This window comes from Mycobacterium intracellulare ATCC 13950 (genome assembly GCF_000277125.1).
GTDB lineage: Bacteria > Actinomycetota > Actinomycetes > Mycobacteriales > Mycobacteriaceae > Mycobacterium > Mycobacterium intracellulare.
In genome coordinates, this window is the sequence record NC_016946.1 from 3,839,984 (window position 1) to 3,865,125 (window position 25,142).

At 70.3% G+C, this 25,142-nt stretch carries 21 protein-coding genes; 7 read left to right on the forward strand and 14 right to left on the reverse strand.

From position 1 onward, the window contains the following. Nucleotides 1–100: 100 nt before the first annotated feature. Nucleotides 101–1,183, reverse strand: coding sequence for an amidohydrolase family protein (locus OCU_RS42510; RefSeq protein WP_009955184.1), 1,083 nt, complete (start codon nucleotides 1,181–1,183; stop codon nucleotides 101–103). Nucleotides 1,184–1,202: 19 nt separating this feature from the next. Further along, on the reverse strand, nucleotides 1,203–2,759 hold the full coding sequence (gene ffh, locus OCU_RS42515; RefSeq protein WP_014380701.1) for a signal recognition particle protein: 1,557 nt from the start codon (nucleotides 2,757–2,759) through the stop codon (nucleotides 1,203–1,205). A 205-nt stretch (nucleotides 2,760–2,964) separates the two neighbouring features. Between ffh and OCU_RS42520 the strand changes: the two genes are divergently transcribed. From OCU_RS42520 to OCU_RS42540, 5 genes are all read left to right on the forward strand, one after another. After that, nucleotides 2,965–3,759, forward strand: coding sequence for an alpha/beta hydrolase (locus tag OCU_RS42520; protein ID WP_009955181.1), 795 nt, complete (start codon nucleotides 2,965–2,967; stop codon nucleotides 3,757–3,759). Nucleotides 3,760–3,860: 101 nt separating this feature from the next. Next, a complete protein-coding gene (locus tag OCU_RS42525) occupies nucleotides 3,861–5,624 on the forward strand; it encodes a DEAD/DEAH box helicase (protein ID WP_014380702.1) in 1,764 nt (587 codons plus the stop codon). Nucleotides 5,625–5,685: 61 nt separating this feature from the next. Continuing rightward, complete coding sequence (locus OCU_RS42530; protein ID WP_014380703.1) at nucleotides 5,686–6,165, forward strand: DUF6188 family protein; 480 nt, start codon at nucleotides 5,686–5,688, stop codon at nucleotides 6,163–6,165. Nucleotides 6,166–6,237: 72 nt separating this feature from the next. Next, entirely contained in the window at nucleotides 6,238–7,224 is a 987-nt protein-coding gene (locus OCU_RS42535) for an IS481 family transposase (protein WP_078450385.1), read from the forward strand. A gap of 18 nt (nucleotides 7,225–7,242) precedes the next feature. Next, nucleotides 7,243–7,611 (forward strand): VOC family protein, encoded by a 369-nt coding sequence (locus OCU_RS42540; RefSeq protein WP_036459365.1) that lies wholly within the window; start codon nucleotides 7,243–7,245, stop codon nucleotides 7,609–7,611. Between the two features lie 18 nt (nucleotides 7,612–7,629). On the opposite strand, the gene OCU_RS42545 is transcribed toward OCU_RS42540, so the two are convergent. From OCU_RS42545 to OCU_RS42575, 7 genes are all read right to left on the reverse strand, one after another. Beyond that, nucleotides 7,630–10,092: a [protein-PII] uridylyltransferase gene (locus OCU_RS42545; protein ID WP_080552540.1), complete on the reverse strand. Its 2,463-nt coding sequence runs from the start codon at nucleotides 10,090–10,092 to the stop codon at nucleotides 7,630–7,632. Between the two features lie 45 nt (nucleotides 10,093–10,137). Next, the gene (gene glnB / locus OCU_RS42550; protein ID WP_003878721.1) at nucleotides 10,138–10,476 is read right to left on the reverse strand and encodes a nitrogen regulatory protein P-II; all 339 of its coding nucleotides are present in this window, start codon (nucleotides 10,474–10,476) and stop codon (nucleotides 10,138–10,140) included. Further along, nucleotides 10,473–11,894 carry an ammonium transporter gene (locus tag OCU_RS42555; RefSeq protein WP_009955175.1) on the reverse strand — a complete coding sequence of 474 codons (1,422 nt, stop codon included), beginning with the start codon at nucleotides 11,892–11,894 and terminating at the stop codon, nucleotides 10,473–10,475. Before OCU_RS42555 ends, glnB begins: the two co-directional genes overlap by 4 nt. 153 nt (nucleotides 11,895–12,047) lie before the next feature. Further along, complete coding sequence (gene ftsY, locus OCU_RS42560) at nucleotides 12,048–13,379, reverse strand: signal recognition particle-docking protein FtsY (protein WP_014380706.1); 1,332 nt, start codon at nucleotides 13,377–13,379, stop codon at nucleotides 12,048–12,050. Between the two features lie 62 nt (nucleotides 13,380–13,441). Beyond that, complete coding sequence (smc, locus tag OCU_RS42565) at nucleotides 13,442–17,032, reverse strand: chromosome segregation protein SMC (protein ID WP_014380707.1); 3,591 nt, start codon at nucleotides 17,030–17,032, stop codon at nucleotides 13,442–13,444. A 135-nt stretch (nucleotides 17,033–17,167) separates the two neighbouring features. After that, complete coding sequence (locus OCU_RS42570) at nucleotides 17,168–17,461, reverse strand: acylphosphatase (protein WP_008258938.1); 294 nt, start codon at nucleotides 17,459–17,461, stop codon at nucleotides 17,168–17,170. Then, nucleotides 17,448–17,861 carry an OsmC family protein gene (locus tag OCU_RS42575; protein WP_014380708.1) on the reverse strand — a complete coding sequence of 138 codons (414 nt, stop codon included), beginning with the start codon at nucleotides 17,859–17,861 and terminating at the stop codon, nucleotides 17,448–17,450. Before OCU_RS42575 ends, OCU_RS42570 begins: the two co-directional genes overlap by 14 nt. Nucleotides 17,862–17,913: 52 nt before the next feature. On the opposite strand from OCU_RS42575, the gene OCU_RS42580 reads away from it, so the two are divergent. Continuing rightward, entirely contained in the window at nucleotides 17,914–18,687 is a 774-nt protein-coding gene (locus OCU_RS42580) for a PIG-L deacetylase family protein (RefSeq protein WP_014380709.1), read from the forward strand. Between the two features lie 111 nt (nucleotides 18,688–18,798). On the opposite strand, the gene mutM is transcribed toward OCU_RS42580, so the two are convergent. The 4 genes from mutM to sepIVA all read right to left on the reverse strand — a co-directional run bounded on the left by mutM (nucleotide 18,799) and on the right by sepIVA (nucleotide 21,762). Next, nucleotides 18,799–19,647 (reverse strand): DNA-formamidopyrimidine glycosylase, encoded by an 849-nt coding sequence (gene mutM, locus OCU_RS42585; RefSeq protein ID WP_014380710.1) that lies wholly within the window; start codon nucleotides 19,645–19,647, stop codon nucleotides 18,799–18,801. Nucleotides 19,648–19,651: 4 nt separating this feature from the next. Further along, nucleotides 19,652–20,359 carry a ribonuclease III gene (rnc, locus tag OCU_RS42590; RefSeq protein WP_009956337.1) on the reverse strand — a complete coding sequence of 236 codons (708 nt, stop codon included), beginning with the start codon at nucleotides 20,357–20,359 and terminating at the stop codon, nucleotides 19,652–19,654. Further along, nucleotides 20,356–20,955 (reverse strand): YceD family protein, encoded by a 600-nt coding sequence (locus OCU_RS42595; RefSeq protein WP_193375121.1) that lies wholly within the window; start codon nucleotides 20,953–20,955, stop codon nucleotides 20,356–20,358. Before OCU_RS42595 ends, rnc begins: the two co-directional genes overlap by 4 nt. 69 nt (nucleotides 20,956–21,024) lie before the next feature. Next, complete coding sequence (gene sepIVA / locus OCU_RS42600) at nucleotides 21,025–21,762, reverse strand: cell division protein SepIVA (RefSeq protein WP_009956333.1); 738 nt, start codon at nucleotides 21,760–21,762, stop codon at nucleotides 21,025–21,027. A 433-nt stretch (nucleotides 21,763–22,195) separates the two neighbouring features. On the opposite strand from sepIVA, the gene OCU_RS42605 reads away from it, so the two are divergent. Continuing rightward, on the forward strand, nucleotides 22,196–23,362 hold the full coding sequence (locus tag OCU_RS42605) for a permease (protein ID WP_036459368.1): 1,167 nt from the start codon (nucleotides 22,196–22,198) through the stop codon (nucleotides 23,360–23,362). A gap of 6 nt (nucleotides 23,363–23,368) precedes the next feature. On the opposite strand, the gene OCU_RS42610 is transcribed toward OCU_RS42605, so the two are convergent. Further along, complete coding sequence (locus OCU_RS42610) at nucleotides 23,369–25,078, reverse strand: thiamine pyrophosphate-requiring protein (protein WP_014380713.1); 1,710 nt, start codon at nucleotides 25,076–25,078, stop codon at nucleotides 23,369–23,371. Nucleotides 25,079–25,142 lie beyond the last annotated feature (64 nt).

The following is a 25,142-nucleotide window of genomic DNA, read 5'->3' on the forward strand; positions in this document are numbered from 1 at the left end:
TAGCACGCACTCGCAATCTTTCTTCGGCGCAGCGTGGCGGCGCCCGGACGCTCTGGTTAGTCTGCGTCACCGAGCGGCCGCGGCGACCGCGACGCGCCGGCTACGCCGGTGAACGGAAGATCTTGCCGCGCAACATGATCAGATCGGGATTGTTCAGCACGGCGGGCCCCGACCGCGGGTCGCGGGCGAAGCACAGTAGGTCCGCCGAGGCGCCGTGGTCGAGGCCGGGGCGGCCGAGCCAGCGGCGCGCGTCCCAGCAGGCCGCCCCCAGCGCCTGCGTCGGGCTCATGCCGATGCCCTTGAGCGCTTCGACCTCGTCGGCGATGCGACCGTGCGCGACCATGGTGCCGGCGTCACTTCCGGCATATATCGGCACGCCGGCTTCCCGCGCCGCGGCGATGCGCGACGGGCCGCGCGCGTGCAGGTCGCGCATGTGGGCGGCGTAGGCCGGATACTTCGCGGCGGCCTCGGCGATGCCGGGGAAATTCTCGAGGACGTTGACCAGCGTGGGAACCAGCACGGTGCCGCGGGAGGCCATCAGCTCGATGGTGTCGTCGTCCAGGCCGGTGCCGTGTTCGATGCAGTCAATGCCGGCGTTGATCAGGCCGGGCAGCGCGTCCTCGCTGAAGACGTGCGCGGTGACCCGGGCGCCGTGGGCGTGGGCGGCCTCGATCGCGGCCGCCAGGACGTCGTCGGACCACAGTGGCGCGAGGTCGCCGGCGCCGCGGTCGATCCAGTCGCCGACGAGCTTGATCCAGCCGTCGCCGCGGCGCGCCTCCTCGGCGACCGCGTCCGGCAGCTGCCACTCGTCCTCCAGTTCGCGCGAGAACCCCGCCGCGTAGCGCTTGGGTCTGGCCAGATGCCTGCCGGCGCGGATGATGCGGGGCATGTCGTCGCGGTCGTCGAGGCTGCGCGTGTCGGTGGGCGATCCGCAGTCCCGCAACAACAACGCCCCGACGTCGCGTTCCGTCTCGGCCTGGGCGATCGCCTCGTCGAGCGGGATCTCGCCGTGATGGCCCAGGCCGACGTGGCAGTGCGCGTCCACCAGCCCGGGCACGATCCATCCGCCGTCGAAGACGGTGTCGGCGCCGGCGATGGGTTCGGTGCTGATGCGGCCGTCGACGATCCACAGTTGGATCTCGGTCTCGTCGGGCAGTCCCACGCCCCGCACGTGCAGGCGCACGGCGGCTAGTTTCTTCCGGTCACGACTTGCCCGGGAACTTCAGCTTGGACAGATCGAAGTCGGCCAGCCCGGGCGGCAGCTCGTTGAGACCCTCGGGCATCTGCGACAGGTCGGGGAACCCGGCCGGCATGCCGGCGGCCAGCGGGTTTCTCGCCTTGGGTGGCGTCGGGCCCCGCCCGCCCTTCTTGGCCTTCTTGCCCGCCTTGCCCTTGGCGCCCTTGGACTTTCGCGTCGCGGACTTGCGCCCCATCCCGGGGATGCCCATGCCGCCGAGCATGGACGACATCATCTTGCGGGCCTCGAAGAAGCGGTCGACCAGCTGGTTGACCTCCGAGACCGTGACGCCCGAACCGTTGGCGATGCGCAGCCGCCGCGACGCGTTGATGATCTTCGGGTCGGCGCGCTCGGCGGGCGTCATGCCGCGGATGATGGCCTGCAGGCGGTCGAGTTGGCGGTCGTCGACCTGCGCCAGCGCGTCCTTCATCTGCCCGGCCCCGGGCAGCATGCCCAGCAGGTTGCCGATCGGGCCCATCTTGCGGATGGCGAGCATCTGTTCCAGGAAGTCCTCGAGCGTGAGCTCGCCGGTGCCGATCTTGACCGCGGCGGCCTCTGCCTGTTCGGCGTCGAAGACCTGCTCGGCCTGCTCGATCAGGCTCAGCACGTCGCCCATGCCCAGGATGCGGCTGGACATCCGGTCGGGATGGAAGACGTCGAAGTCCTCCAGCTTCTCGCCGGTGGAGGCGAAAAGGATTGGGACACCGGTCACTTCGCGGACCGAGAGCGCCGCGCCACCGCGGGCGTCGCCGTCGAGCTTGGTGAGCACCACCCCGGTGAAGCCGACGCCCTCGCGGAACGCCTCGGCGGTGGTGACGGCGTCCTGACCGATCATCGCGTCCAGGACGAAGAGCACCTCGTCGGGGTCGATGGCGTCGCGGATGGCCGCGGCCTGCGCCATCAGTTCGTCGTCGATGCCGAGCCGGCCGGCGGTGTCGACGATGACGACGTCGAAGTGCTTGGCGTTGGCCTCGGCGATTCCCGCCGCGGCGACCGCGACCGGGTCGCCGGGTCCGGACCCCGGGGATTCACCCGGGTGCGGCGCGAACACCGGCACCCCGGCCCGCTCGCCGACCACCTGCAGCTGGTTGACCGCGGCCGGGCGCTGCAGGTCGCACGCCACCAGCAGCGGGGTGTGGCCCTGCCCGCGCAGCCAGGCCGCCAGCTTGCCGGCCACCGACGTCTTACCGGAACCCTGCAGGCCGGCGAGCATCACCACGGTCGGCGGCGTCTTCGCGAACGCCAGCTGGCGGGTCTGTCCGCCCAGGATGCCGATGAGTTCTTCGTTGACGATCTTGACGACCTGCTGCGCCGGGTTGAGGGCACCCGAGACCTCGGCGCCCTTGGCGCGGTCCTTGATCCGGGTGACGAAGGCGCGCACGACGGGCAACGACACGTCGGCTTCCAGCAGCGCCAGCCGGATCTCGCGGGTGGTGGCCTCGATATCGGCGTCGGTCAGTCGACCCTTGCCACGTAGCCCCGCGAGGGCGCCGGTCAATCGGTCGGACAGCGATTCAAACACCCCGCCAGCCTAGTGGCACCGCAAGCGCGACCCACGCCGCCGGGCGCAGCTTGCCGCGCGGACGACGAGTGTGCGGCCCGCCGCCCATTCGGCCGCGAGTGCGCGCGCGGCCGCACGCTCGGCCGTCCCGGTCGGCACGAATCCGCCCCGGACACGCGTCGGCGTGGCTTATGTTTCGGCAGGGACTAGCGAAGGGAATGACCTGATGCTCGAGCTGATCGACAAAGGGTCCTGCACTGCCGAGCACCCGGTGCCCCTGCTCTTCGTCCACGGCGGGTGGCACGGCGCGTGGTGCTGGGAACACTTCCAGGACTTCTTCGCCGACGCCGGCTACCGCACGGTCGCGGTGAGCCTGCGCGGGCACGGCACCAGCCCCACCGCGAAGCCGTTGCGCAAGGTGTCCATCGCCGACTACATCGAGGACGTCCGTTCGGTGGCCGACGACCTCGGTGGCGCGCCGATCCTGATCGGGCACTCCCTGGGCGGGTTCGTGATCCAGCGCTACCTCGAAGAGCGCAGCGCCCCGGCCGCGGTGCTGGTGGGCTCGGTGCCGCCGCAGGGCGTGCTCAAAATGGCGTTGCGCGTCTGGCGCCGCCGGCCGTCGATGACCATGGAAGCCTGGAACGATCCCACGCTGCTGAAATTTTTGGCCACCCCGGCGCTGGCCCGCGAATACCTCTTCTGCGCCGACACACCCGAGGACATCGTCGAGGCCTGCCGGCAACAGGCCGGGGCCGAGAGCGTGCGCGCCGCCATGACCGATCCGATGGTCCGCCGCGTCCGGACCCGGCGGGTGACCACGCCGATCCTGGTCCTGGGCGCCGAGCACGACGGCTTCGTCAGCCCCGGCGACGTGCGCGCCACCGCGCGGGCCTACGGCACCGAGCCGGAATTCTTTTCCATGGGCCACAACATGATGCTCGAGCCGGGCTGGGCCGACGTCGCCGAACGCATCCGCGACTGGCTGCAGACCCACGAAGCGGTGACCCACGCGCGATAGCGAGTCGAGTCGCTCCAACATCGAAAAGCGTTGGCGTGCTAGATTTCACAGCCGCCACTCAACCGAGCTGGCCGTGTCGAACAGCAACGATTGGGGGGCCTGTGTCGATGCCGGCCAGCAGCATCCAAGCGCGGACCGACACCGACCAGGGCGACGACAGCGGCGCCGCCGTGCTGCGCGGCTGGCAGCGCAGGGCGCTCGTCAAATATCTCGCCGGCCAGCCGCGCGACTTCCTGGCGGTAGCCACCCCCGGGTCCGGCAAGACGACGTTCGCGCTGCGGGTGGCGGCCGAACTCCTCGGCCAGCGCGCGGTCGAGCAGGTCACCGTCGTGGTGCCCACCGAGCACCTCAAGGTGCAGTGGGCGCAGGCCGCGGCGCGGCACGGCATCGCCCTGGACCCGAGATTCTCCAACGCCAACCCGCGGATCGCGCCGGAGTATCACGGCGTCATGGTCACCTACGCGCAGGTCGCCGCGCATCCCACGCTGCACCGGGTCCGCACCGAGCAGCGCAAGACACTGGTCGTCTTCGACGAGATCCATCACGGCGGGGACGCCAAGACCTGGGGCGACGCCATCCGCGAGGCGTTCGACGACGCCACCCGCCGGCTCGCACTGACGGGCACGCCCTTCCGCAGCGACGACAGCCCCATCCCGTTCGTGACCTACGAGACCGGTCCCGACGGGATACGGCGGTCGCAGGCCGATCACACCTACGGCTACACCGACGCCCTGGCCGACGGCGTGGTCCGGCCCGTGGTCTTCCTCGCCTACTCCGGGGAGGCCCGGTGGCGCGACAGCGCCGGCGAGGAGCACGCCGCCCGACTGGGTGAGCCGCTGTCCGCCGCGCAGACCGCGCGGGCGTGGCGCACGGCGCTGGATCCCGCCGGCGAGTGGATGCCCGCGGTGATCACCGCCGCGGACCTGCGGCTGCGCCAGCTGCGCACGCACGTGCCCGACGCCGGCGGCATGATCATCGCCTCCGATCAGACCGCGGCCCGCTCCTATGCCACCCTGCTGACGAAGCTGACCGGCGAGGCGCCGACGCTGGTGCTCTCCGACGACCCCGGCTCGTCGGCGCGCATCAGCGAGTTCGCGGCGAGCACCAGCCGCTGGCTCGTCGCGGTGCGCATGGTCTCCGAGGGCGTCGACGTGCCGCGGCTGTCGGTCGGGATCTACGCCACCAGCGCCTCGACCCCGCTGTTCTTCGCCCAGGCCATCGGCCGGTTCGTGCGGTCGCGGCGCCCGGGCGAGATCGCCAGCATCTTCGTGCCGTCGGTGCCCAACCTGCTCCAGCTGGCCAGCGAGCTGGAGGCGCAGCGCAACCACGTGCTCGGCGAGCCGCACCGGGAATCCGAAAGCGATCCCCTCGACGGCGATCCCGCCACCAAGACGCAGGACGAGAAAAGCGACCTCGACAAGGGGTTCACCTCGCTGGGCGCCGACGCGGAGCTCGATCAGCTCATCTTCGACGGATCATCGTTCGGCACCGCCGCGCCGGCGGGCAGCGACGAGGAGGCCGACTACCTCGGCATCCCGGGCCTGCTCGACGCCGAGCAGATGCGTGCGCTGCTGCACCAGCGCCAGGACGAACAGCTGCAGCGGCGGGCCCGGCTGCACCAGGAGGCCGGATCGCCGGGTGCCGTCGAATCCCCGTCGGCCACGGTGCACGGCCAGCTTCGCGAGCTGCGCCGCGAGCTCAACGCGCTCGTCTCGATCGCCCATCACCGGACGGGCAAGCCGCACGGCTGGATCCACAACGAATTGCGGCGCCGCTGCGGCGGCCCCCCGATCGCCGCCGCGAGCCGCGAACAGCTGCGGGCGCGCATCGACGCCGTGCGCCGGCTCAACGCCGAGACGTCGTGAGCCGGTACGGCATGGCCCACCACGGTTGTGCATGTGCCAAATTGGGGCCAGAGTGGAATCTATGACCGAACAGAAAGTGATCGAGCAGTGGCTCGAGGGCTGTGCGGTTCAGCGGATCATGTTCCGCGACGGCCTGGTGCTGAATTTCGAGGACTACAACGAGCTGGTGATCACCGCACCGATGCGTCTGACCCTGCCGGCCATCGAAACCTCACCCGCCGAAGTGATCGCCATCGACCCGAACCACCCGGCGGGTCAACTGCGTCCGCTCTTCGATTTCGCCGGATCGAGCTGCACGAGTGCCGTCTGGTCCGACACCGGAGATCTCCATCTCGAGTTCTCCGACGATCACCAGATCGACGTGCCGTGCAACGACAACGCCATCGCGTGGGAGCTCTACAGCAAGCACCACGGTTATGCAGCCTGCCTCGCGCACGGCGAACTGCGGGTCGTTCGCCTCGATACGGCTCGGGCCGACGGCGACATCGTGCTAGCTGTTGCGGGTCATGACGTTGTAGACGCCGGGATGGTCGGGATGTGAGGAGGACGGGTCCTTCGGCGGCAGGATGAGAAATCGCCAAACCCCTCGTCCTGAGCCTGAAGGAACCCGTCCATGACCCACGGTAATGCCCCGTTGTCCGTTGAAGGCCGTCGCCGCCTCGTTGCCCGCTGCGTCGACCGTCCCATTGCCCACGTAGCTGCTGAGATGGGGATCTCGCGGGCGTGTGCCTCCAAGTGGGTCAACCGGTTCCGACGGTTCGGCGAACTCGGCCTCTACGACCGCTCCTCGGCGCCGGTAGGGCAACCCACGGCCACTGCGGCTGAGATCATCAGTGCGATCGAGGCGATGCGCCGAGGCCGCAAGTGGTCAGCGGCGCGGATCGCCTTCGAACTCAATGCACGCGGCATCGTGATCGGCCGGCGCACCGTCAGCCGGCAGCTGGTTGCGCTGGGTTTGCATCGGCGCAAGTTCCTTGACCCCAGCGGGGATCTGAATCGAGTACCCCAACGCATTATCGCTCGCCGCCCCGGGCACATGGTGCACGTCGACGTCAAGAAGGTCGGCCGCATCCCCGACGGTGGTGGGTGGCGGGTGCACGGCAAGAACAGCGCCCAGGGCAGAGCCTCGCGAAGGGCCCGCCCCGGCTACGTCTATCTGCATTCCGCGGTGGACGGCTACTCCCGATTGACTTACACCGAAGCGCTCACCGATGAAAAGGCCATCACAGCAATCGGATTCATGCACCGTGCCCGGGTCTGGTTCGCTGCACACGGGATCGACCGCATCCAGCGGATCGTCACCGACAACGGCTCGTGCTACCGCGCCCGCGACTTCGCCCACGTCTTGCATGGCGCACGCCACCAGCGCATCACGCCCTACACCCCGCGCCACAACGGCAAGGTGGAGAGATATCACCGCATCCTGGCCGAAGAGTTCCTCTACGCCCGCACCTGGACCTCAGAATCCCAACGCACCGAAGCGCTCAAGGTCTGGAACATCCACTTCAACTACCATCGACCACACTCTGCCGCCGACGGCCAGCCACCAGCATCACGACTTACCACCGGCGTCACCAACGTCCTGTCCTCCTACAGCTAGCACCCGCCGAGGTGTTTCATGCGTCGCGTGGACTACGTCATCCACTACGTGGAGTCGCTCACGAGGTCGGTGACGTTCTACCGCGACGTGATCGGGCTGCAGGTGCGGATCGAAGGCGACGGCTACGTCGAGTTCGAGACGGCAAACACCAAGTTCTCGCTTTTCGAGCGGTCGAAGCTGCCGCAGCTCATCGGCCGCGAGGGCGGCGACCCGCCGTGCGGTGAGATCGGTTTCCTGGTTGACGACGTGGACAGCGAGGCGGAACGGTTGCGGCACCTCGGTGTCGAGATCCTCACGGGACCGGTGGACCGGCCCTGGCGTGAAAGGACGCTCCACATCGCCGACCCGGACGGCCACGTCATCGAATTCGCCCAGAAGTTGCGGTGATCGCCGGCGTCATCGGGGTTAGTCGCCGACGGGTTCCTCGAGCACCTCGACCGCCGGCCCGCCGAGCGCGGCAAGCAGGCTCTGCTCGACCGCGTCCCGCCCGGCTTGCCCGCCGGAGGCGGCCGTCACGCAAAAGACGTCGGCCGCCGTCGACCCGAACGTGTTGACCTTGGCCCAGACGATGTCGGTTCCGGCCCGCTCCAGCGCCCGGGTCAGCATCGCGAGCAGCCCCAGGCGGTCCATGGCGCGGACCTCGACGATCAGCTGGCCGGCGGTGGCCGTATCGACCCACAGGATGCGGGGCGGGGCGGTCGAGCGCGTCACCGGCACCCCGACCTGAACCTCACCGGCCCGCGTGGACGCCGCGCCGGCGGCGTCGCTGTCGCGTTTCTCCAGCGTGCCCAGCACGTCGACGTCACCGGCGAGCGCGCCGGTGAACTGCTGGCGCAGCAGGCCCGCCTCCGGCGGCGAACCGAACAGCGGCGACACCACGAATTCGACGACCGCGAAACCCGCGTCGGTGCTGGCCGACGCCGAATGGATACGCAGCGAGTTCAGCGCCAGCACCGCCGCGGCCTTGGACACGAGCCCCCGCTGATCCGGGGCGGCCATCACCACGTCCAGCCGCTCACCGCCACTGGGCTTGATCTCCACGTGGACCGCGCGTTGAGCGGCCAGCGAAAGATATTGGGGTGCAGTCGGTTCGGCCTCCGGAAGCGGCTCCCCCGCCATCACCAGCCGGCAGCGCCGAACCAACTCCTCGATCAGGGACGCCTTCCATTCGCTCCACACCCCCGGCCCGGTGGCCTTGGAGTCGGCTTCGGTGAGCGCATGCAGCACTTCGAGCAGCAGCGGATCGCCGCCGAGCGATTTCGACACGCGCTCAATGGTTTTGGGGTCGTTCAGGTCGCTGCGGGTCGCCACGACCGGCAGCAGCAGGTGGTGGCGGACCAGCTGCGCGAGCGTCTCGGAGTCGGCGGGCGAGATCCCCAGTCGCGGCCCGATATCCAGGGCCAGGCCCGCGCCGAGCACGCTGTGGTCGACGCCGCGGCCCTTGCCGATGTCGTGCAGCAGCGCGCCGAGCGCGAGCAGGTCGGGCCGCGCCACGCGGGTCGCCAGCGGCGCGGCGTTGACGGCCGTCTCGATGACGTGCCGGTCCACCGTCCATTTGTGCGCGACGTCGCGCGGCGGCAGGTCGCGGATCGCGTCCCATTCGGGCAGCAGCCGGCCCCACAGCCCGGTGCGGTCGAGCGCCTCGATGGTGGCCACGGTCGTCGGGCCGGCGGACAGCACAACCAGTAAGTCGTCCAACGCTTCCCGCGGCCAGGGCACCGGCATCTCGGGCGCGCCGGCGGCCAGGCGGCTCAGCGTCGCGGCGCCGATCGGCAACCCGGTGTCGGCCGACGCGGCGGCCACCCGCAGCACCAAGCCCACGTCGGTGTCGGGTCGCGCGTCGCGGGCGAGCACGATCTCTCCGCCGTATTCGACGACGCCCTCGTCGAGGGGGCGGCGCTTGGGCCGGCGCACCAACGCCGAGACGCCGCGGCGCGGCAGGGCGTTCTCGGCGGTGCGCAGCCCCGTCTCGGCGTGGTAGGCGATGGTGCGCCCGGCGTCGGATAGCTTGCGGGCCAAGTCGAATCGGTCACCGATGTGCAGCGCGGCGCTGAGTTCGTCGCCGTATTGGGCCAGCAGCTGATCGCGTCCGCGCCCGGACACGCGGTGCAGCTCGGTGCGCACGTCGAGCAGCGTCAGGTGGGCGTCGTCCAGCGAGCCGCCCGGCGACTCCGGGCGGGCCATGCCGTGGCGGTCGATGAGCTGGGCCACGCCGAGCGCGTCGAGCAACTGCACATCGCGCAGGGCGCCCCGGCCCGATTTCAGGTCCGGTTCGGCCCGCTGCGCGATCCGCCCGCAGCGCTCCCAGCGGGCCTGCGTCATCGCGACGAGCTCATCCATCCGGGAGCGAATTGCGCTGCGCCACTGGCGTCGCGCGCCCGCGATCAGTTCCTCGGACAGCCGCGCGTCGCCGGCGATGTGGCGTGCGTCCAGCATGCCCAGGGCCGCGATCATGTCGGCATTGGCCACACCCAGGGCGCCGGACACGGTCCGCACGCTGTGGTCGAGGCGAACGTTGGCGTCCCACAACGGATACCACAACCCGTCGGCGACCTTGCCCAGCACGTCGTCGGACTTGTTGTCGTGCAACAGCATCAGGTCCAGGTCGGAATACGGCAGCAGCTCGTGGCGGCCCAACCCGCCGATGCCGACGATCGCGAAGCCGCTGTCGTCGTCGATCCCGATCTCGGCGGCCTTGGCCATCAACCATGATTCGTGCAGATCCAGCCAGGCGTGCCGCAGTTCGGCGGCGTGTAGCTTGCTGCCCTCGGACAGCAGTTGGCGCCGCGAGGCGGCCAAATCGACTGCCCCGCCGGCGCTTCCTGTCCCCGCTGGGTGCCCGGGCGGATCGGAGCCGTTCGGGGTCATGCCCTCGCGGCCCGCCCGGGGCGAATCAGCAATTGACGGAATGCGTCATAGCGCATCGGTTCCGCGCTCGCCGGTGCGCACGCGCACAATGGTTTCCACGGGACTGACCCACACTTTGCCGTCGCCGATCTTGCCGGTGCGCGCCGCCCGGACGATGCTGTCCACGACCTTGTCGACGATGGAGTCGTCGACGACGACCTCGATCCGCACCTTGGGCACGAAGTCGACGGAGTATTCGGCACCGCGGTAGACCTCGGTGTGCCCCTTCTGCCGCCCGTAGCCCTGGATTTCGCTGACCGTCATCCCCAGGACGCCCGCGTCCTCGAGACTGGTCTTCACGTCATCGAGCGTGAACGGCTTCACGATCGCGGTGATCAGCTTCATGACTGCTCTGCCTCCACTTTGTCGCCCACTCGGTCCTCCTTCACGCCGTTGCGGGTGTCCGCGACAGCGACCCGGGGCGGGAGCACCGAGCCGGTAGCCACCGCGAAATCGTAACCACTCTCGGCGTGCTCGGCCTCGTCGATACCCGTGGCTTCCGCTTCCGGGTTGAGGCGAAGCCCGATGGTGTACTTCAGGATCAAAGCCAGGATCAGCGTAACCACACCGGAGTAGGCGAGGACGCTGAACGCGCCGATCGCCTGCCGCTCGAGCTGAGCCCAGCCGCCGCCGTAGAACAATCCCTTCGACACCCCGACCACGCCGTTGATCGCCGGGCTTTCCGGGGCGGCGAGCAGGCCCACCAGCAGCGTGCCGGCCAGGCCGCCGACCAGGTGCACCCCGACCACGTCGAGCGAGTCGTCAAAGCCGAGCTTGAATTTCAGGCCGACGGCCAGCGCGCACAGCACCCCGGCGACCAGGCCCACGACCAGCGCGCCCAGGACGTTGACCGACGAGCAGGACGGGGTGATGGCGACCAGGCCCGCGACGATGCCCGACGCCGCCCCCAGCGTCGTCGCCTTGCCGTCGCGGATGCGCTCGGTCAGCATCCAGCCCAGCATCGCGGTGGCCGTCGCGACCGTGGTGGTGACGAACGTCGTCCCGGCGACGCCGTTGGAGCTGGTGGCCGACCCGGCGTTGAACCCGTACCAGCCGAACCACAGCAACCCGGCGCCGAGCATCACGAACGGCAGGTTGTGCGGGCGGAACAACGTGGTGGGCCAGCCGCGCCGCTTCCCCAGCACGATGGCCAGCATCAGGCCCGCCACACCGGAGTTGATGTGGACGGCGGTCCCGCCGGCGAAGTCGATCGCGTGCAGCTTGTTGGCGATCCAGCCGCCGTGCTCGGAGGCGAAGCCGTCGAACGCGAAAACCCAGTGGGCGACCGGGAAGTAGACGAACGTCGCCCACAGGCCGGCGAACACCAGCCAGGCGCCGAACTTCAGGCGGTCGGACACCGCGCCGGAGATCAGCGCGACGGTGATGATCGCGAACATCAGCTGGAACGCCACGAACACCGTGGCGGGCAGGGTGCCGGCGAGCGGAATGTCCGTTGCCGCAGTGCCTTTGCTGGGGTCGGCGGCCACCGCGTTGACGCCGATGAGGCCCTTGAGGCCCCAATAGGACGTCGGCTTGCCCATGAAGTTGCCGACGTCGTCGCCGAAGGCGATCGAATAGCCGTAGAGCACCCACAGCACGGTGACCACGCCCATCGCGCTGATGCTCATCATGAGCATGTTCAGCACGCTTCGGGCGCGCACCATACCGCCGTAGAAGAACGCCAGACCCGGCGTCATCAACAGCACCAGCGCGGAACTGGCCAGCATCCAGGCGGTATCGCCGGTGTTGGGCTGGCCCAGCATCGGGTATGTCACTCGCAATCTCCTCCGGTCGGGCCGCAATGGGACGTCGGACATGCGTCCGATGACCTGCGAGAAGATTGCGCAATGGTTGTTTCGGCGATGGTGCCGTCGTGTTTCGGCGGGATTAACGTCCCGCCCGCCGCTGCGGTGGCGTCAGCCGAGCAGCGCGTCGACGAACGCGGCCGGTTCGAATGGCGCGAGGTCGTCGGGGCCCTCACCGAGCCCGACCAGCTTGACCGGCACGCCGAGCTCCTGCTGGACCCTAAAGACGATGCCGCCCTTGGCCGTTCCGTCCAGCTTGGTCAGGACGGCCCCGGTGATCTCGACGACCTCGGCGAACACCCGGGCCTGGGCCAGGCCGTTCTGCCCGATGGTGGCGTCGAGCACCAGCAGCACCTCGTCGACCGCGGCGCGCCGGGTCACCACGCGCTTGACCTTGTCGAGTTCGTCCATCAGCCCGACCTTCGTGTGCAACCGGCCCGCGGTGTCGATGAGCACGACGTCGACGCCGGCGGCGATGCCCTTGTCGACGGCGTCGAACGCCACCGACGCCGGGTCGGCGCCTTCGGCCCCGCGCACCACCTCGGCGCCCACCCGCGACGCCCAGGTCTGCAGCTGATCGGCGGCCGCGGCCCGGAAGGTGTCGGCGGCGCCCAGGACGACGCGCCGCCCGTCGGCGACCAGGACACGGGCGAGCTTGCCGACCGTGGTGGTCTTCCCGGTGCCGTTCACGCCGACGACCAGCAGCACCGAGGGATGGTCGGCGTGCGGCAGCGCCCGGATCGACCGGTCCATGCCGGGCTGCAGCTCCTTGATCAGCACGTCGCGCAGCACGGCCTTCGCGTCGGCCTCGGTGCGCACGTCGCTGCCGGCCAGCCGGGCGCGCAGCTGGGCGATGACCGATTCGGCGACGACGGGGCCCAGGTCGGCGACGAGCAGCGTGTCCTCGACGTCCTGCCAGGCGTCTTCGTCGAGGTCGCCGCCCCCGATCAGGCCCAGCATGCTGCGGCCGAACGCGCTTTGCGAACGGGCCAGCCGGCCGCGCAGCCGTTCCAGGCGGCCCTCGGGCGGCGCGATCTCCTCGATCTCGGGGGCGGCCGGCGTTTCGGGCGCCGGGGTCTCGGGCGCCGGGGTTTCGGGTTCGGGTGGCGCGGCGGGGATCGGTGGCGGCGCGACGGTCTCCGGTTCGGGGAGGTCGACGTCGGAGATGGTGCGCCGCGGCGCGTCGCGCGGGATGGTGGCGTCGTCGCCCACCCCGGGCAGCCCGGTGGTGTCGAGCCGCTCGGGCGGCGCCACGGTCGGTGTCTGGCTGAAGGTGATCCCGGACGACGCGGTGTATCCGCCGGAGCGGTCGATCGCCCCGGGTTCGGCGCGCGTCGAGAAGCTGATCCGCCGCCGGCGGTACCGCAGCAGGCCCAAGACCAGCGCGACCAGGACGACGAGAGCTATCAGGACCGCGAGCGCGATCCAAAGACCTTGGGACACGCTGACATTGTTTCAAGCGGTCCGGTGCCGGTCGGTCACCGGGGCGTGCCCCGGCCCGCCGATCAGGTCGTGACCAACTGCTCCACCTGCTGGCCGCGCATCCGCTGGGAGATCACCGCGGTGATGCCGTCGCCCTGCATGGTCACGCCGTAGAGCGCGTCGGCGACCTCCATGGTCGGCTTCTGGTGGGTGATGATGATGAGCTGCGAGCGCGCCCGCAGCAGCTCGAACAGCGAGATCAGGCGCCGCAGGTTGGTGTCGTCGAGGGCGGCCTCCACCTCGTCCATGATGTAGAACGGCGACGGGCGGGCCCGGAAGATCGCCACCAGCATCGCCACCGCGGTCAGCGCCTTCTCGCCACCGGACAGCAGCGAGAGCCGGGTGACCTTCTTGCCCGGCGGACGGGCCTCCACCTCGATGCCGGTGGTCAGCATGTCGCCCGGATCGGTCAGCCGCAGCCGGCCCTCGCCGCCGGGGAACAGCACGGTGAACACCTCGGTGAATTCGCGCTCCACGTCGGCGTAGGCCTCGCTGAACACCTGCAGGATGCGGGCGTCGACCTCGTCGACCACCCCGAGCAGGTCCTTGCGGGCGGCCTTGACGTCCTCGAGCTGGGTGGACAGGAAGTTGTAGCGCTCCTCGAGCGCGGCGAACTCCTCCAGCGCCAGCGGGTTGACCCTGCCCAGTTCGGCCAGTTCGCGCTCGGCCCGCTTGGCCCGGCGCTCCTGGGTGGCGCGGTCGTAGGGAATGGGGGCCGGCGCGAAGACCTGCTCGCCGCGCTCCTTGGCCTGCTCGTATTCGGCCATTTCCAGGTCGGTCGGCGGCAGCTCGTTCTGCGGGCCGTACTCGGCGATCAAATCCTCGGGCGCCATGCCGAACTGCTCGAGCACCATCTGCTCGAGCTGCTCGATCCGCAGCGCAGCCTGGGCGTTGGCCACCTCGTCGCGGTGCAGCGAGTCGGTCAGGGCGGCCACCCGGGCGCCCAGCGCGTTCACCTCGTCGCGCACCGCCGCCATCGCCGTCGCGCGCTGCTGGCGTTCGGCGGCCAGGGCGTCGCGGATCTTGGACGCCGAGTCGACGACCCCGTTCAACCGCTGCGCCAGCAGCCGGCCGGAGTCGGCCACCGCCGCGGCCACCGCGGCCGCCCGCAGCCGCGCCTCACGTGCTTGCTGGGCCCGCACCCGGGCTTCGCGTTCGGCGGCGGCCGCGCGGCGCAACGAATCCGCCCGCCCGCGCACCGCGTTCGCGCGCTCCTCGGCGGTGCGCACCGCGAGCCGGGCCTCCACTTCGACGCTGCGCGCGTTCTCGGTGGCGGCGGCGATCTGCTGGCGGTCCACCGGTTCCTCCGCCGGCGCCTGCTGGGTCTCCTGGGCGTTGCGCAGCCGGGTTTCCAGTTCGGTGACTTCGGCGACGGTCTGGGTCCGGCCCGCTTCGAGCTCCTCGCGTTGCCGCAGCAGCCTGCTCCACTCGTCCTCGGACATGCGGGCTTCCTGGCCGAGCCGGCCGAGCTGTTCGTACATTCCCGAGATGGCGCTGTCGGATTCGTTGAGGGCGGCCAGCGCCTGCTCGGCGGAGTCCTGACGGGCGGCCTGCTCGGTCAGCGCGCCGGACAGCGCCGCGCTCAGCTGGGCCACCTGGGCCTCCGCGGCGGTCAGCTCGTCGCCGGCCTTGTCGATCTCGGAGGTCACCTCGAGCGTGGACAGCTTGCGATCGGAGCCCCCACTCACCCAGCCGGCGCCCACCAGGTCGCCGTCGAGGGTGACCGCGCGCAACCGGGGATGCTCCGCCACCAGGGCCAGCGCCCGGTCCAGGTCGTCGACCACCGCGACGCCCGAGAGCATCGCCGTGATCGCGCCGCGCAGCCGCTCGGGAGCGTCGATCAGGTCGAGCGCCCACAGCGCGCCCGCCGGGGCGGGCTGCGGGGCGGGGTGATCGGCGGGCCAGTCTCCGAGCACCAGCGCGGCCCGGCCGCCGTCGGCCTGTTTGAGCGCGGCGACCGCGGACCGGGCCGCGCCGAAGCTCTCGGCGGCCAGCGCGTCGGCCGCCGATCCCAGCACCGCGGCCAGCGCCGCCTCGTAGCCGGAGCGGACCTTGACCAGCTTGGCCATTGGACCCAAAAGCCCTGTGCCGGAATGATTTTGGGTAAGCCAGGCGGCGCCGTCCTTGCGTTCGAGGCCGACGGCCAGCGCGTCGATGCGGGCGCGCAGCGAGGCCACCTGGCGTTCGGCGTCCCGCTCGGCGGACTGCAGTTCGGCGACCCGCGCGTCGGCCAACCGCAGCGCGGCCACGGTGCGCTCGTGGTGCTCGTCGAGTCCCATCTCGCCCTGGTCGAGTTCCCCGACGCGACCCTGCACGGTTTCGAATTCGGCCTTGGCCTGCTGGGCGCGGGCGGCGGCGGCTTCGATGCGTTCGGACAGCCGCGCGACGCTGTCGTCGATCGACTCGACGCGCGCCCGCATCGTCTCCACCTGACCGGCCAGCCGCGCCAGCCCTTCGCGCCGATCCGCCTCGGCGCGCACAGCCGCCATGTGCGCCCGGTCGGCCTCGGCGGCCTCGCGCTCGCGCTCGGCCAACTCGGCGCGCGCGCCGTCGAGCCGGGTGCGCGCCGCGGCCAACTCCGCCAGCAGCCGCTGCTCGGCGATCGCGACCTGCTCGGCCTCGGCTTCCAAAGCGTCGGGGTCGGTGTCGCCGGCCGCCACCGGCTCCACGTCGAGGTGCTGGGCCCGCTCGCTGGCGATGCGCACCGTGGCGGCCACCCGTTCGGCCAGCGCGGACAGCGCGAACCAGGTGTGCTGCACCGATTCGGCGCGCCCGGAGAGCTCGCCGACGGCGGTTTCGTGCGCGGTGAGCTCCTCGGACGCGACGGCCAGCCGCGCGGAGGCCTCGTCGTGCTCGCGCCGCATGGCGGCCTCGGCCTCGAAGATGGCCTCGCGCTCGCCCTTGCGGTTGACCAGGTCGTCGGCGGCCAGCCGCAGCCGCGCGTCACGCAGGTCGGCCTGGATCGTCTGGGCGCGGCGGGCCACCTCGGCCTGGCGGCCCAACGGTTTGAGTTGGCGGCGCAGCTCGGTGGTCAGGTCGGTGAGCCGGGCCAGGTTCGCCGACATCGCGTCGAGCTTGCGGAGGGCCTTCTCCTTGCGCTTGCGGTGCTTGAGCACGCCCGCGGCTTCCTCGATGAACGCGCGACGGTCCTCGGGCCGCGACTGCAGGATCTCGTCGAGCTTGCCCTGCCCGACGATGACGTGCATCTCCCGGCCGATCCCGGAGTCGCTCAGCAGTTCCTGAACATCCATCAAACGGCAACTGCTGCCGTTGATTTCGTATTCGCTGGCGCCGTCGCGGAACATCCGCCGGGTGATCGAGACCTCGGAGTACTCGATGGGCAGCGCGTTGTCGGAGTTGTCGATGGTGACGGTGACCTCGGCGCGGCCCAGCGGGGCGCGCGACGAGGTCCCGGCGAAGATGACGTCCTCCATCTTCCCGCCGCGCAGCGTCTTGGCGCCCTGCTCGCCCATGACCCAGGCCAGCGCGTCGACGACGTTGGACTTGCCCGAACCGTTGGGCCCGACCACCGCGGTGATGCCCGGCTCGAAACGCAGAGTCGTCGGCGAGGCAAAGGACTTGAAGCCCTTCAGCGTCAGACTCTTGAGGTACACGGCGAGCCAGACTACCGCTCAAACCATCCCGGACAGGCTCACCGAGGGGTGTCGGCCGGGCCGAAATCTGCCGGCGGCGTCGCGGGGCGACGCACTGGTCACAGTGGTCACATCAGCCACGAGAAGCAGGCGCCGTCACCGCTCGACGAACCCCTCGAAACGCTCCTGGGGCTGCGACCAGTCGGCGACGACCTTGTCGACGCGTCCGGGCTGGGCGGGCCAGGACGCGCCGCCCCGCAGCAGCTCCAGCAGCTTCTCGCCGGCCTCCCGCGGCCCCTGGGCGACCACCAGCACCCGGCCGTCGGCCTGGTTGGCGGCGTAGCCGGTGAGGCCCAGCTCCAGCGCCCGGCACCGCGTCCACCAGCGGAAACCCACCCCCTGGACGTTCCCGTGCACCCAGGCGGTGAGCCGGGCGTCAGGATCCGACATCGCTCACCTCGAAGTTGACGGCGGTGCCGGACTGCAGGGTGCGCCCGACCGTGCAGACCTGGTCGATGGCCCGGTTGACCACGACGCGCAGGCGCTCCTTCTCGTCCTCGGCCAACCCCGACAGATCCAGCTCCAGCGTCTCCTCGAGCAGCGGATAGCGTTCCTGCTCGCGGTCGGCCGCGCCGGAGACCCTGACGACCGCCTTGTAGTCGTCGCCCAGCCGGCGGGCCAGCGGCATATCGCTGGACATCCCGCTGCAGGCCGCGAGCGCGATCTTGAGCAGCTCGCCGGGAGTGAACACGCCGTCGACGTCCTCGGAGCCGACGAGCACCTGTGCTCCCCGCGAGCTGTATCCCGTGTAGCGGCGAGTTCCGGTGCGCTCCACCCATAGTTCGGCCATGGCTCATTTCTACCGGGCCGCCGTGCCGTGACGCGCGGGCATACTGTTTGGCATGGCCACCGTCGTCGCGTTTCACGCGCACCCCGACGACGAGGTGGTCCTCACCGGCGGCACGCTTGCGCGCGCGTCCGCGGCCGGGCATCGCGTCGTCGTGGTCACGGCGACCGACGGGCGGGTGCACAACGAGGACGACAACCGGCTGGGCGAATTGCGGTCGAGCGCAAGCATTCTCGGGGCCCAGCGGGTGGAGTGCCTCGGCTACGCCGACAGCGGCTACGGCCCGCTGTTCTACCCCGATCCGCCCGGGCGCACCCGATTCGGGCGGGCGGACCTCGACGAGGCGGCGGGGCGGCTGGCCACCATCCTTCGCGATGAGCGCGCCGATCTGCTGCTCAGCTACCAGCCCAACGGCGGCTACGGCCACCGCGATCATGTGCAGGTGCACCACGTCGGCAAGCGAGCCGCCGAGCTCGCCGCGATTCCCCGGGTGCTCGAGGTGACGATGCCGCGCGAAATGCTGCTTCGCGTCAGCGATCTCGCGCACCTGCTGCGGCTTCCCGGACCGTACGAACGTGACATCGTCCGGGGCGCGTATGCCCCGCGCGCGACCATCACCCACCGGGTCAACGTGTTCCGCTTCGCCCGCCAGAAGCGGGACGCTTTTGCCGCGCACCGTTCCCAGATCGGCAGTTCGGGCCTGGGCGCGCGCCTGTTCGGGCTCCTGATGCGGTTGCCGCCCCAGGTGTTCGGCGCGCTGTTCAGCCACGAGTGGTTTGTGGATCCGGCGCTGCCCACGGGGACGCTGCGCCGTGACATCTTCGAGTGATGCACCTATTGCGTAGTCGAGTGTGAACGCGGGGCGTCCGGTGTGAAAGCCGGTCACCCACCCTCGGCGTGTCGCAACCGTGTGGTCACCGTCAAAGCCAAGTCTTCACACTCAAACACGCTGGCGCGGTTGGCATTTCGGGCAATAGAACGACGAGCGGTTCATGAACTTCTCCCTGCGCATCACCGCGCCGCAGCGGCGGCAGCCCTGGCCTTCGCGGCCGTAGGCGTCCAGTGAGCGGTCGAAGTATCCGGATTCGCCGTTGACGTTGACGTACAGCGAATCGAACGAGGTCCCGCCCTTGGCCAGCGCGTCACGCATCACGTCGGCGGCCGCGTCGAGCACGGCGGTCAACTGCTTGCGGGTCAGCGCGTCGGCGATCCGCGCCCCGTGCACCTTGGCGCGCCACAGCGCCTCGTCGGCATAGATGTTGCCGATGCCCGACACCACCTGCTGGTCGAGCAGCTGGCGCTTGATTTCGGAGTGCTTGCGCCGCAAGACCTTTACGACGGCGTCGGCGTCGAACCGGGGGTCCAGCGGGTCGCGCGCCAGGTGCGCGACGGGTTCGGGCACCACGCTGCCGTCCACCTCGACCAGGTCGGCGAGCATCCACCCGCCGAAGGTGCGCTGATCGGCGAAGCTCAGCACGGTCCCGTCGTCGAGCAGGGCGGAGATCCGGACGTGGTCGGCGCGCGGCACCGCGCCGAGCAGCATCTGCCCGCTCATGCCGAGGTGCACGACGAGCGCCGCGTCGCTGTCGAGCAGCAGCCACAGGTACTTACCGCGCCGGTCGGTGCCGGTGATCCGGTCGTTGAGGAGTCGGGCGGTCAGGTCCGCGGCCCCCGCCTCGTGGCGTCGGACCGCGCGCGGGTGGTGCACCCGGACGGCCGTGATCGTCTTTCCCACCACATGGGCGTGCAGGCCGCGGCGCACCACCTCGACTTCGGGCAGTTCGGGCATCGATTCAGCTGCCGGGAACGGTGTCCAGCGCTTCCAGCGCTTTCCAGGTCGCCGCCGCGGCCTTCTGTTCGGCTTCCTTCTTGGAGCGGCCCACGCCCGAGCCGTATTCGGTGTCGGCCACCACGACCACGGCGGTGAATTCCTTGTCGTGGTCGGGGCCGGTCGAGGTGACGACGTAGGACGGCGCGCCCATGCTGCGGGCCGCGGTCAGCTCCTGCAGGCTGGTCTTCCAGTCCAGCCCGGCCCCCAGCGTCGGCGCGGCGTCCAGCAGCGGGCCGAACAACCGCAGGATCACCTCGCGCGCAACGTCGATCCCGTGCTCGAGGTAGATCGCACCCAGCAGCGATTCCATGCCGTCGGCCAGGATGCTCGACTTGTCCGCCCCGCCCGTGTTCGCCTCCCCGCGCCCCAGCAGCAGGTGCACCCCGAGGCCCCCCTCGCAGAGCTTTCGCCCGACGTCGGCCAGCGCCTGGGTGTTGACGACGCTGGCCCGCAGCTTGGCCAGGTCCCCCTCGCTGCGATCGGGATGGCGGTGGTAGAGCTCGTCGGTGATGGTCAGGCCCAGCACGGCGTCGCCGAGAAACTCCAGCCGCTCGTTGGTCGGCAGCCCGCCGTGTTCGTAGGCGTAGCTGCGGTGCGTCAGCGCCAAGGACAGCAGTTCGTCGGGCAGCTCAACCCCGAGGGCGTCGAGCAGAGCCTGCCGTGAGCTCACCGCTCACCCCGCGATTCGTCCGCCTCGGGGTCGAACATGCCCGCCAGCTTGGCCCAGCGCGGGTCGATGCGGTCGTGCTGATGGCCCGGTTCGGCGGCCAGCGGCACCCCGCATTCGGGGCACAGCCCCGGGCAATCCGGCGTGCACACCGGCGAGAAGGGGAGTTCGAGCCCCACCGCGTCGACGATGGACTGCTCGAGGTCGATGGTGTCGTCGACGATGTGGCCGACCTCGTCCTCCTCGGTGGTCGCCTCCGTGGTGCTGTCCGGGTAGGCGAACAGTTCGGTCAACCGCACCTGCACGGTCCCGTCGAGCGGGGTCAGGCACCGCGCGCATTCGCCGGCGGTGGGCGCGGTCACCGTCCCGGTCACCAGGACGCCCTCGGACACCGACTGGACCTGCAGGTCCAGTTCCAGGGGGGCGCCGGCCTCGATCGCGATCATGTCCAGCCCGATGCGCGCCGGGGTGGGCACGGTGTTGCGCACGGTCACCATCGCGCCGGGCCGCCGCCCGAGCCGGGTGATGTCGAACGTCATCGGCCCAGATAGCCGAGGCGCACCGCCGCGCGTCGATGAGGTGGTGTGCTGGCGCGTCATATCGGAAATCCTACGGCGCCGGCCGCACAATTCCAGGGCTCGCCCGCCCGCTGGGCGGGCGGCGAAACGCTAGCGCACGGCGTAGTCGTGCGTCCCGGCCGCTGTCCGCAGTTGGTGGCGGCCGCGACCCACCGACCGCAGGGTGCCGTTGAGGAATTCCTCGAACTCGGCGAGCTTGTTGTCGACGTAGATGTCGCATTCGCCCCGCAGCCGGTCGGCCTCGGCGTGCGCCGAGTCGATGAGCCGGGTGGCCTCGGCGTTGGCCGCCTCGACCACGCTGTTCTGCGAGACCAGGCGCTGCTGTTCCTTGATGCCCTCTTGCACGGCCTTCTCGTAGGAGATGTTGCCGTTTTCGAGCAGCCGGTCGGCCTCGGCCTGGGCGCGCCCGACGCTGGCCTCGTAGTCGCGTTTGGCCGCGGTGGCGATGCGCATCGACTCCTCGCGGGCCTCGCCGACCATGCGCTCGCTGTGCTGGCGGGCTTCGCTCACCATCCGGTCGGCCTGCGCCTTCGCGTCCGACAGCAGCCGGTCGGCCTCCGCGCGGGCGTGGTTGAGCATGGACTCCGACTCGGTGGTCGCCGATTCGACCATGGACTCGGAGTGCGTCTTGGCGTCCTGCAGCATGGAATCGCGCGCGTCCAGCACGTCCTGGGCGTCGTCCAGCTCGCCCGGAATCGCGTCCTTGATGTCGTCGATCAGCTCCAGCACGTCGCCGCGGGGCACCACGCAGCCGGCCGTCATCGGGACGCCGCGGGCTTCTTCGACGATGGCGCTCAATTCATCCAGCGCTTCAAACACTCGATACACGGCCGTACCCTCCTGGCGTCTGCAAAACTGTTGTTACCAGTGTGCCTGGTGTTGTCTCTGTGACAGCGGTGGCGACACCGGTGTGTCGGGTATTTGCCCGTTCCCGGTGTCCTAAACGCCCCGGCGCGCCGGTGCCGGCGTGGGCGTGATCAGTGAGTTTCATGCGAAAGCGCCCGTTCACGCTGTTTTCGCGGCGGCGACGGCCGCGCGCGGTGGTTCGTCCATATTCGTCGCCGGGCCGCGCCGCTGCGGCCTTTGCCCCGGTGTGGGTTTTGCGTCGACGCGCCCGGACCCGGCTATTTGCCAGCGATTCTAGGGTCCGAGGAACCGCCGGACGATCGGGCCCTGCGCCCTTATACCCCCAAGGGGTATAGTCCGATGCGTCGGAACAGACTCACCTCGCGCCGGCGGCTCACCGCAGGAGGTTTCAGTGATGACGGTGCTATCGGCGATCGGGCACGCCCTGACGCTCGCGGGTTCGATGACATGGGAAATCCTGTGGGCGCTGATCGTCGGCTTCACCCTGTCGGCGGTGGTGCAGGCGGTCGTGCGGCGCTCGACGATCGTGGCGCTGATGGGCGATGACCGCCCCCGCACCCTGGCGGTGTCGGCCGGGCTGGGGGCGGCGTCGTCGTCGTGCTCGTATGCCGCGGTGGCCCTGGCGCGATCGCTGTTCCGCAAGGGCGCCGACTTCACCGCCGCGATGGCGTTCGAGATCGGTTCGACCAACCTCGTGGCGGAGTTGGGCATCATCCTGGCGCTGCTGATGGGCTGGCAGTTCACCGCCGCCGAATTCGTCGGCGGCCCGTTGATGATCGTGGTGCTCGCTGCATTGTTCCGGCTGTTCGTGCGCTCGCGACTCGTCGACGCCGCCCGCGAGCAGGCCGAAAAGGGAATCGCCGGATCGATGGAAGGCCACGCCGCCATGGACATGTCGGTCAAAGGAGAAGGCTCGTTCTGGCGGCGGCTGTTCTCCCCGGCCGGCTTCACCTCGGTCTCGCACGTGTTCGTGATGGAGTGGCTGGCGATCCTGCGCGACCTTGTCCTTGGCCTGCTGATCGCGGGGGCCGTCGCGGCGTGGGTTCCCGAAAAGTTCTGGCAGAGCTTCTTTTTGGTGGATCACCCGGTCTGGTCGGCGCTGTGGGGTCCGCTCGTGGGCCCCGTCGTGGCGATCGTGTCCTTCGTGTGCTCGATCGGCAACGTCCCGCTGGCCGCGGTGTTGTGGAACGGGGGGATCAGCTTCGGGGGCGTCATCGCGTTCATCTACGCCGACCTGTTGATCCTCCCGATCCTCAACATCTACCGCAAGTACTACGGCACCAAGATGATGCTGACCCTGCTGGGCACCTTCTACGCCGCGATGGTGGTCGCCGGATACCTGGTCGAATTGATCTTCGGCACAACGCATCTCATCCCGGCGCAACGCAACGCGACCGTGCTGGAGGCCTCTATCTCGTGGAACTACACGACCTTGCTCAACATCGCCTTCGGCGCGCTCGCGATCGTCCTCGTCGCCCGGTTCATCACCTCCGGGGGCCTGCCGATGCTGCGCATGATGGGCGGCTCCCCCGACGCCGACCGCTCCGGCCACGCGCATTGATCCGCGTCACGGTTGCGGCAACTGCACATCGAGCACGGTGCACCGGCCCTCGTCGGCCTCGGCGAGCGCCCACCCGATGGCCTCGCGCATCTCCGCCGGCGTAGTCACGCTGCGTCCGCTTCCCCCGCACGCGCGCGCCAGGGCGGCGTAGTCGGTGTCCGGCGTGAGCCGGGTCTCGGGAAAGTCGTTCTCCCGCATCGATATTCCCTGCCGATAGAGCTCCATCACCGGCAGCTTCGAGGCCAGGTACGAGTGGTTGTTCAAGACCACCGTCACGAACGGCGCGTCATGGCGATGCGCCGACCACAACGCGGCCGTGGGCACACCGAAGTTGAACGAACCGTCACCGCAGATCGCGACGACGGGCGCCTGCGGCCTGGCCAGTTTGACCCCGAAGGCCCCGCCGAGCGCCCAGCCCAACGCCGGTGCGCCCGTGTCGAAGAACTGCCCCGGCGGCCGCTGGACCTGCCGGGCCACGGCGGGCCAGTTGGTCACCGCCTCCTGGACCACCACGGCGTCGTGTGGCAGCGCGGCGCCCAGCGCGGCCAGCATCGCGTCGGGCGCATCGGCCGGGCGGTCGGACGCGGCACGGCGCGCCGCCTCCCGGCGGCGTTGCGCGACATCGGATTCGGCCGCCCGCCGCCGCGCGCTCCACTTCTCGCGCAGCTCGTCGGTGGCCAGCCGCAGCAGGGTCTGCTCGAGCAGCACCAGCGTCACCCGCGTGTCGGCGGTCAGCGCGATCTCGACCGGATAGGACCACAGCGGCATGCCGGCCTTGACGGGGTCCGCGTCGATCTGCACCACGCGGGCATCCGCGGGCGGGGCCAGCTGTGCGGGCACCCAGGGCACTTCGGAGTCCAGCAGCAGCACGGTGTCGGCGGTTTCCAGCGGGCCCGCGTCGCCCACCACGTGCAGGGGGTGCCCGAGCGGCAGGTTGGCGCGGTCGCCCTGGTCGATCACCGGCGCACCGAGCAGCTCGGCGATGCGGGCCAACACGACCGCGGCCCCGGGTTCCGCCGCGGTCCGACACGCGACGATGACGACCCGCTGCCCGGCGACCAGGATCCCGGCCAGCCGGCCCAGGGCCCCGGGGTCCGGGCCGGGCGGTATGGCCGGCGGCAGCCGGCGCGGCAACGCACGGCTGCCGGGCTCCATCAGGGCTTCTCGCGGCAGCATGACGTAGGCGGGTCCGGACGGGCTGGACTGGGCGACCTGGAATGCCCGCCGGACGATGGGGGCCAGCTCTCGCCCGCGGGGAACCTCCATGTGCCATTTGGCGTAGTTGCGCACGACGGCCGGCTGGTCGAGTTGCTCCTGCTGCCAATGGATGTAGGCATCGCGGTGGCCGCGGACCTCCGGCGCCGAACTGTAGGGGGTGCGCCCGGCGAACATCACCACCGGCGTCCCGTTGCGCTGGGCGTTGTGCAGCTGGCAGCCCAGGTTCAGCGTCCCGGCATCGACGTGCACCATGACCGCCTGCGGACGGCCGCTGGCCATGTGGTGTCCGATAGCCGCCGCCAACGCGACGCTCTCGTGGACACACAGCACCGCCCGCGGGCTCGGCGTGCCGGCCGCGCGCGCCGCCGCCAGCGCTTCCTGGATCGGGGCGGAGTCGGTTCCGGGGTTGATGAAGAAGTGCGCGACTCCCTCGTCGGCCAGCAGGGCGATCAGGTTGGTCGCGGCCTCGGGAACGTCGAAAAGATTGTCTACCGTCATGGCTGCCGTTCTCCTTTGACGTCGGCGACCGCGCGAACCCCCCTCTTCTTCGGATCAGATCTTC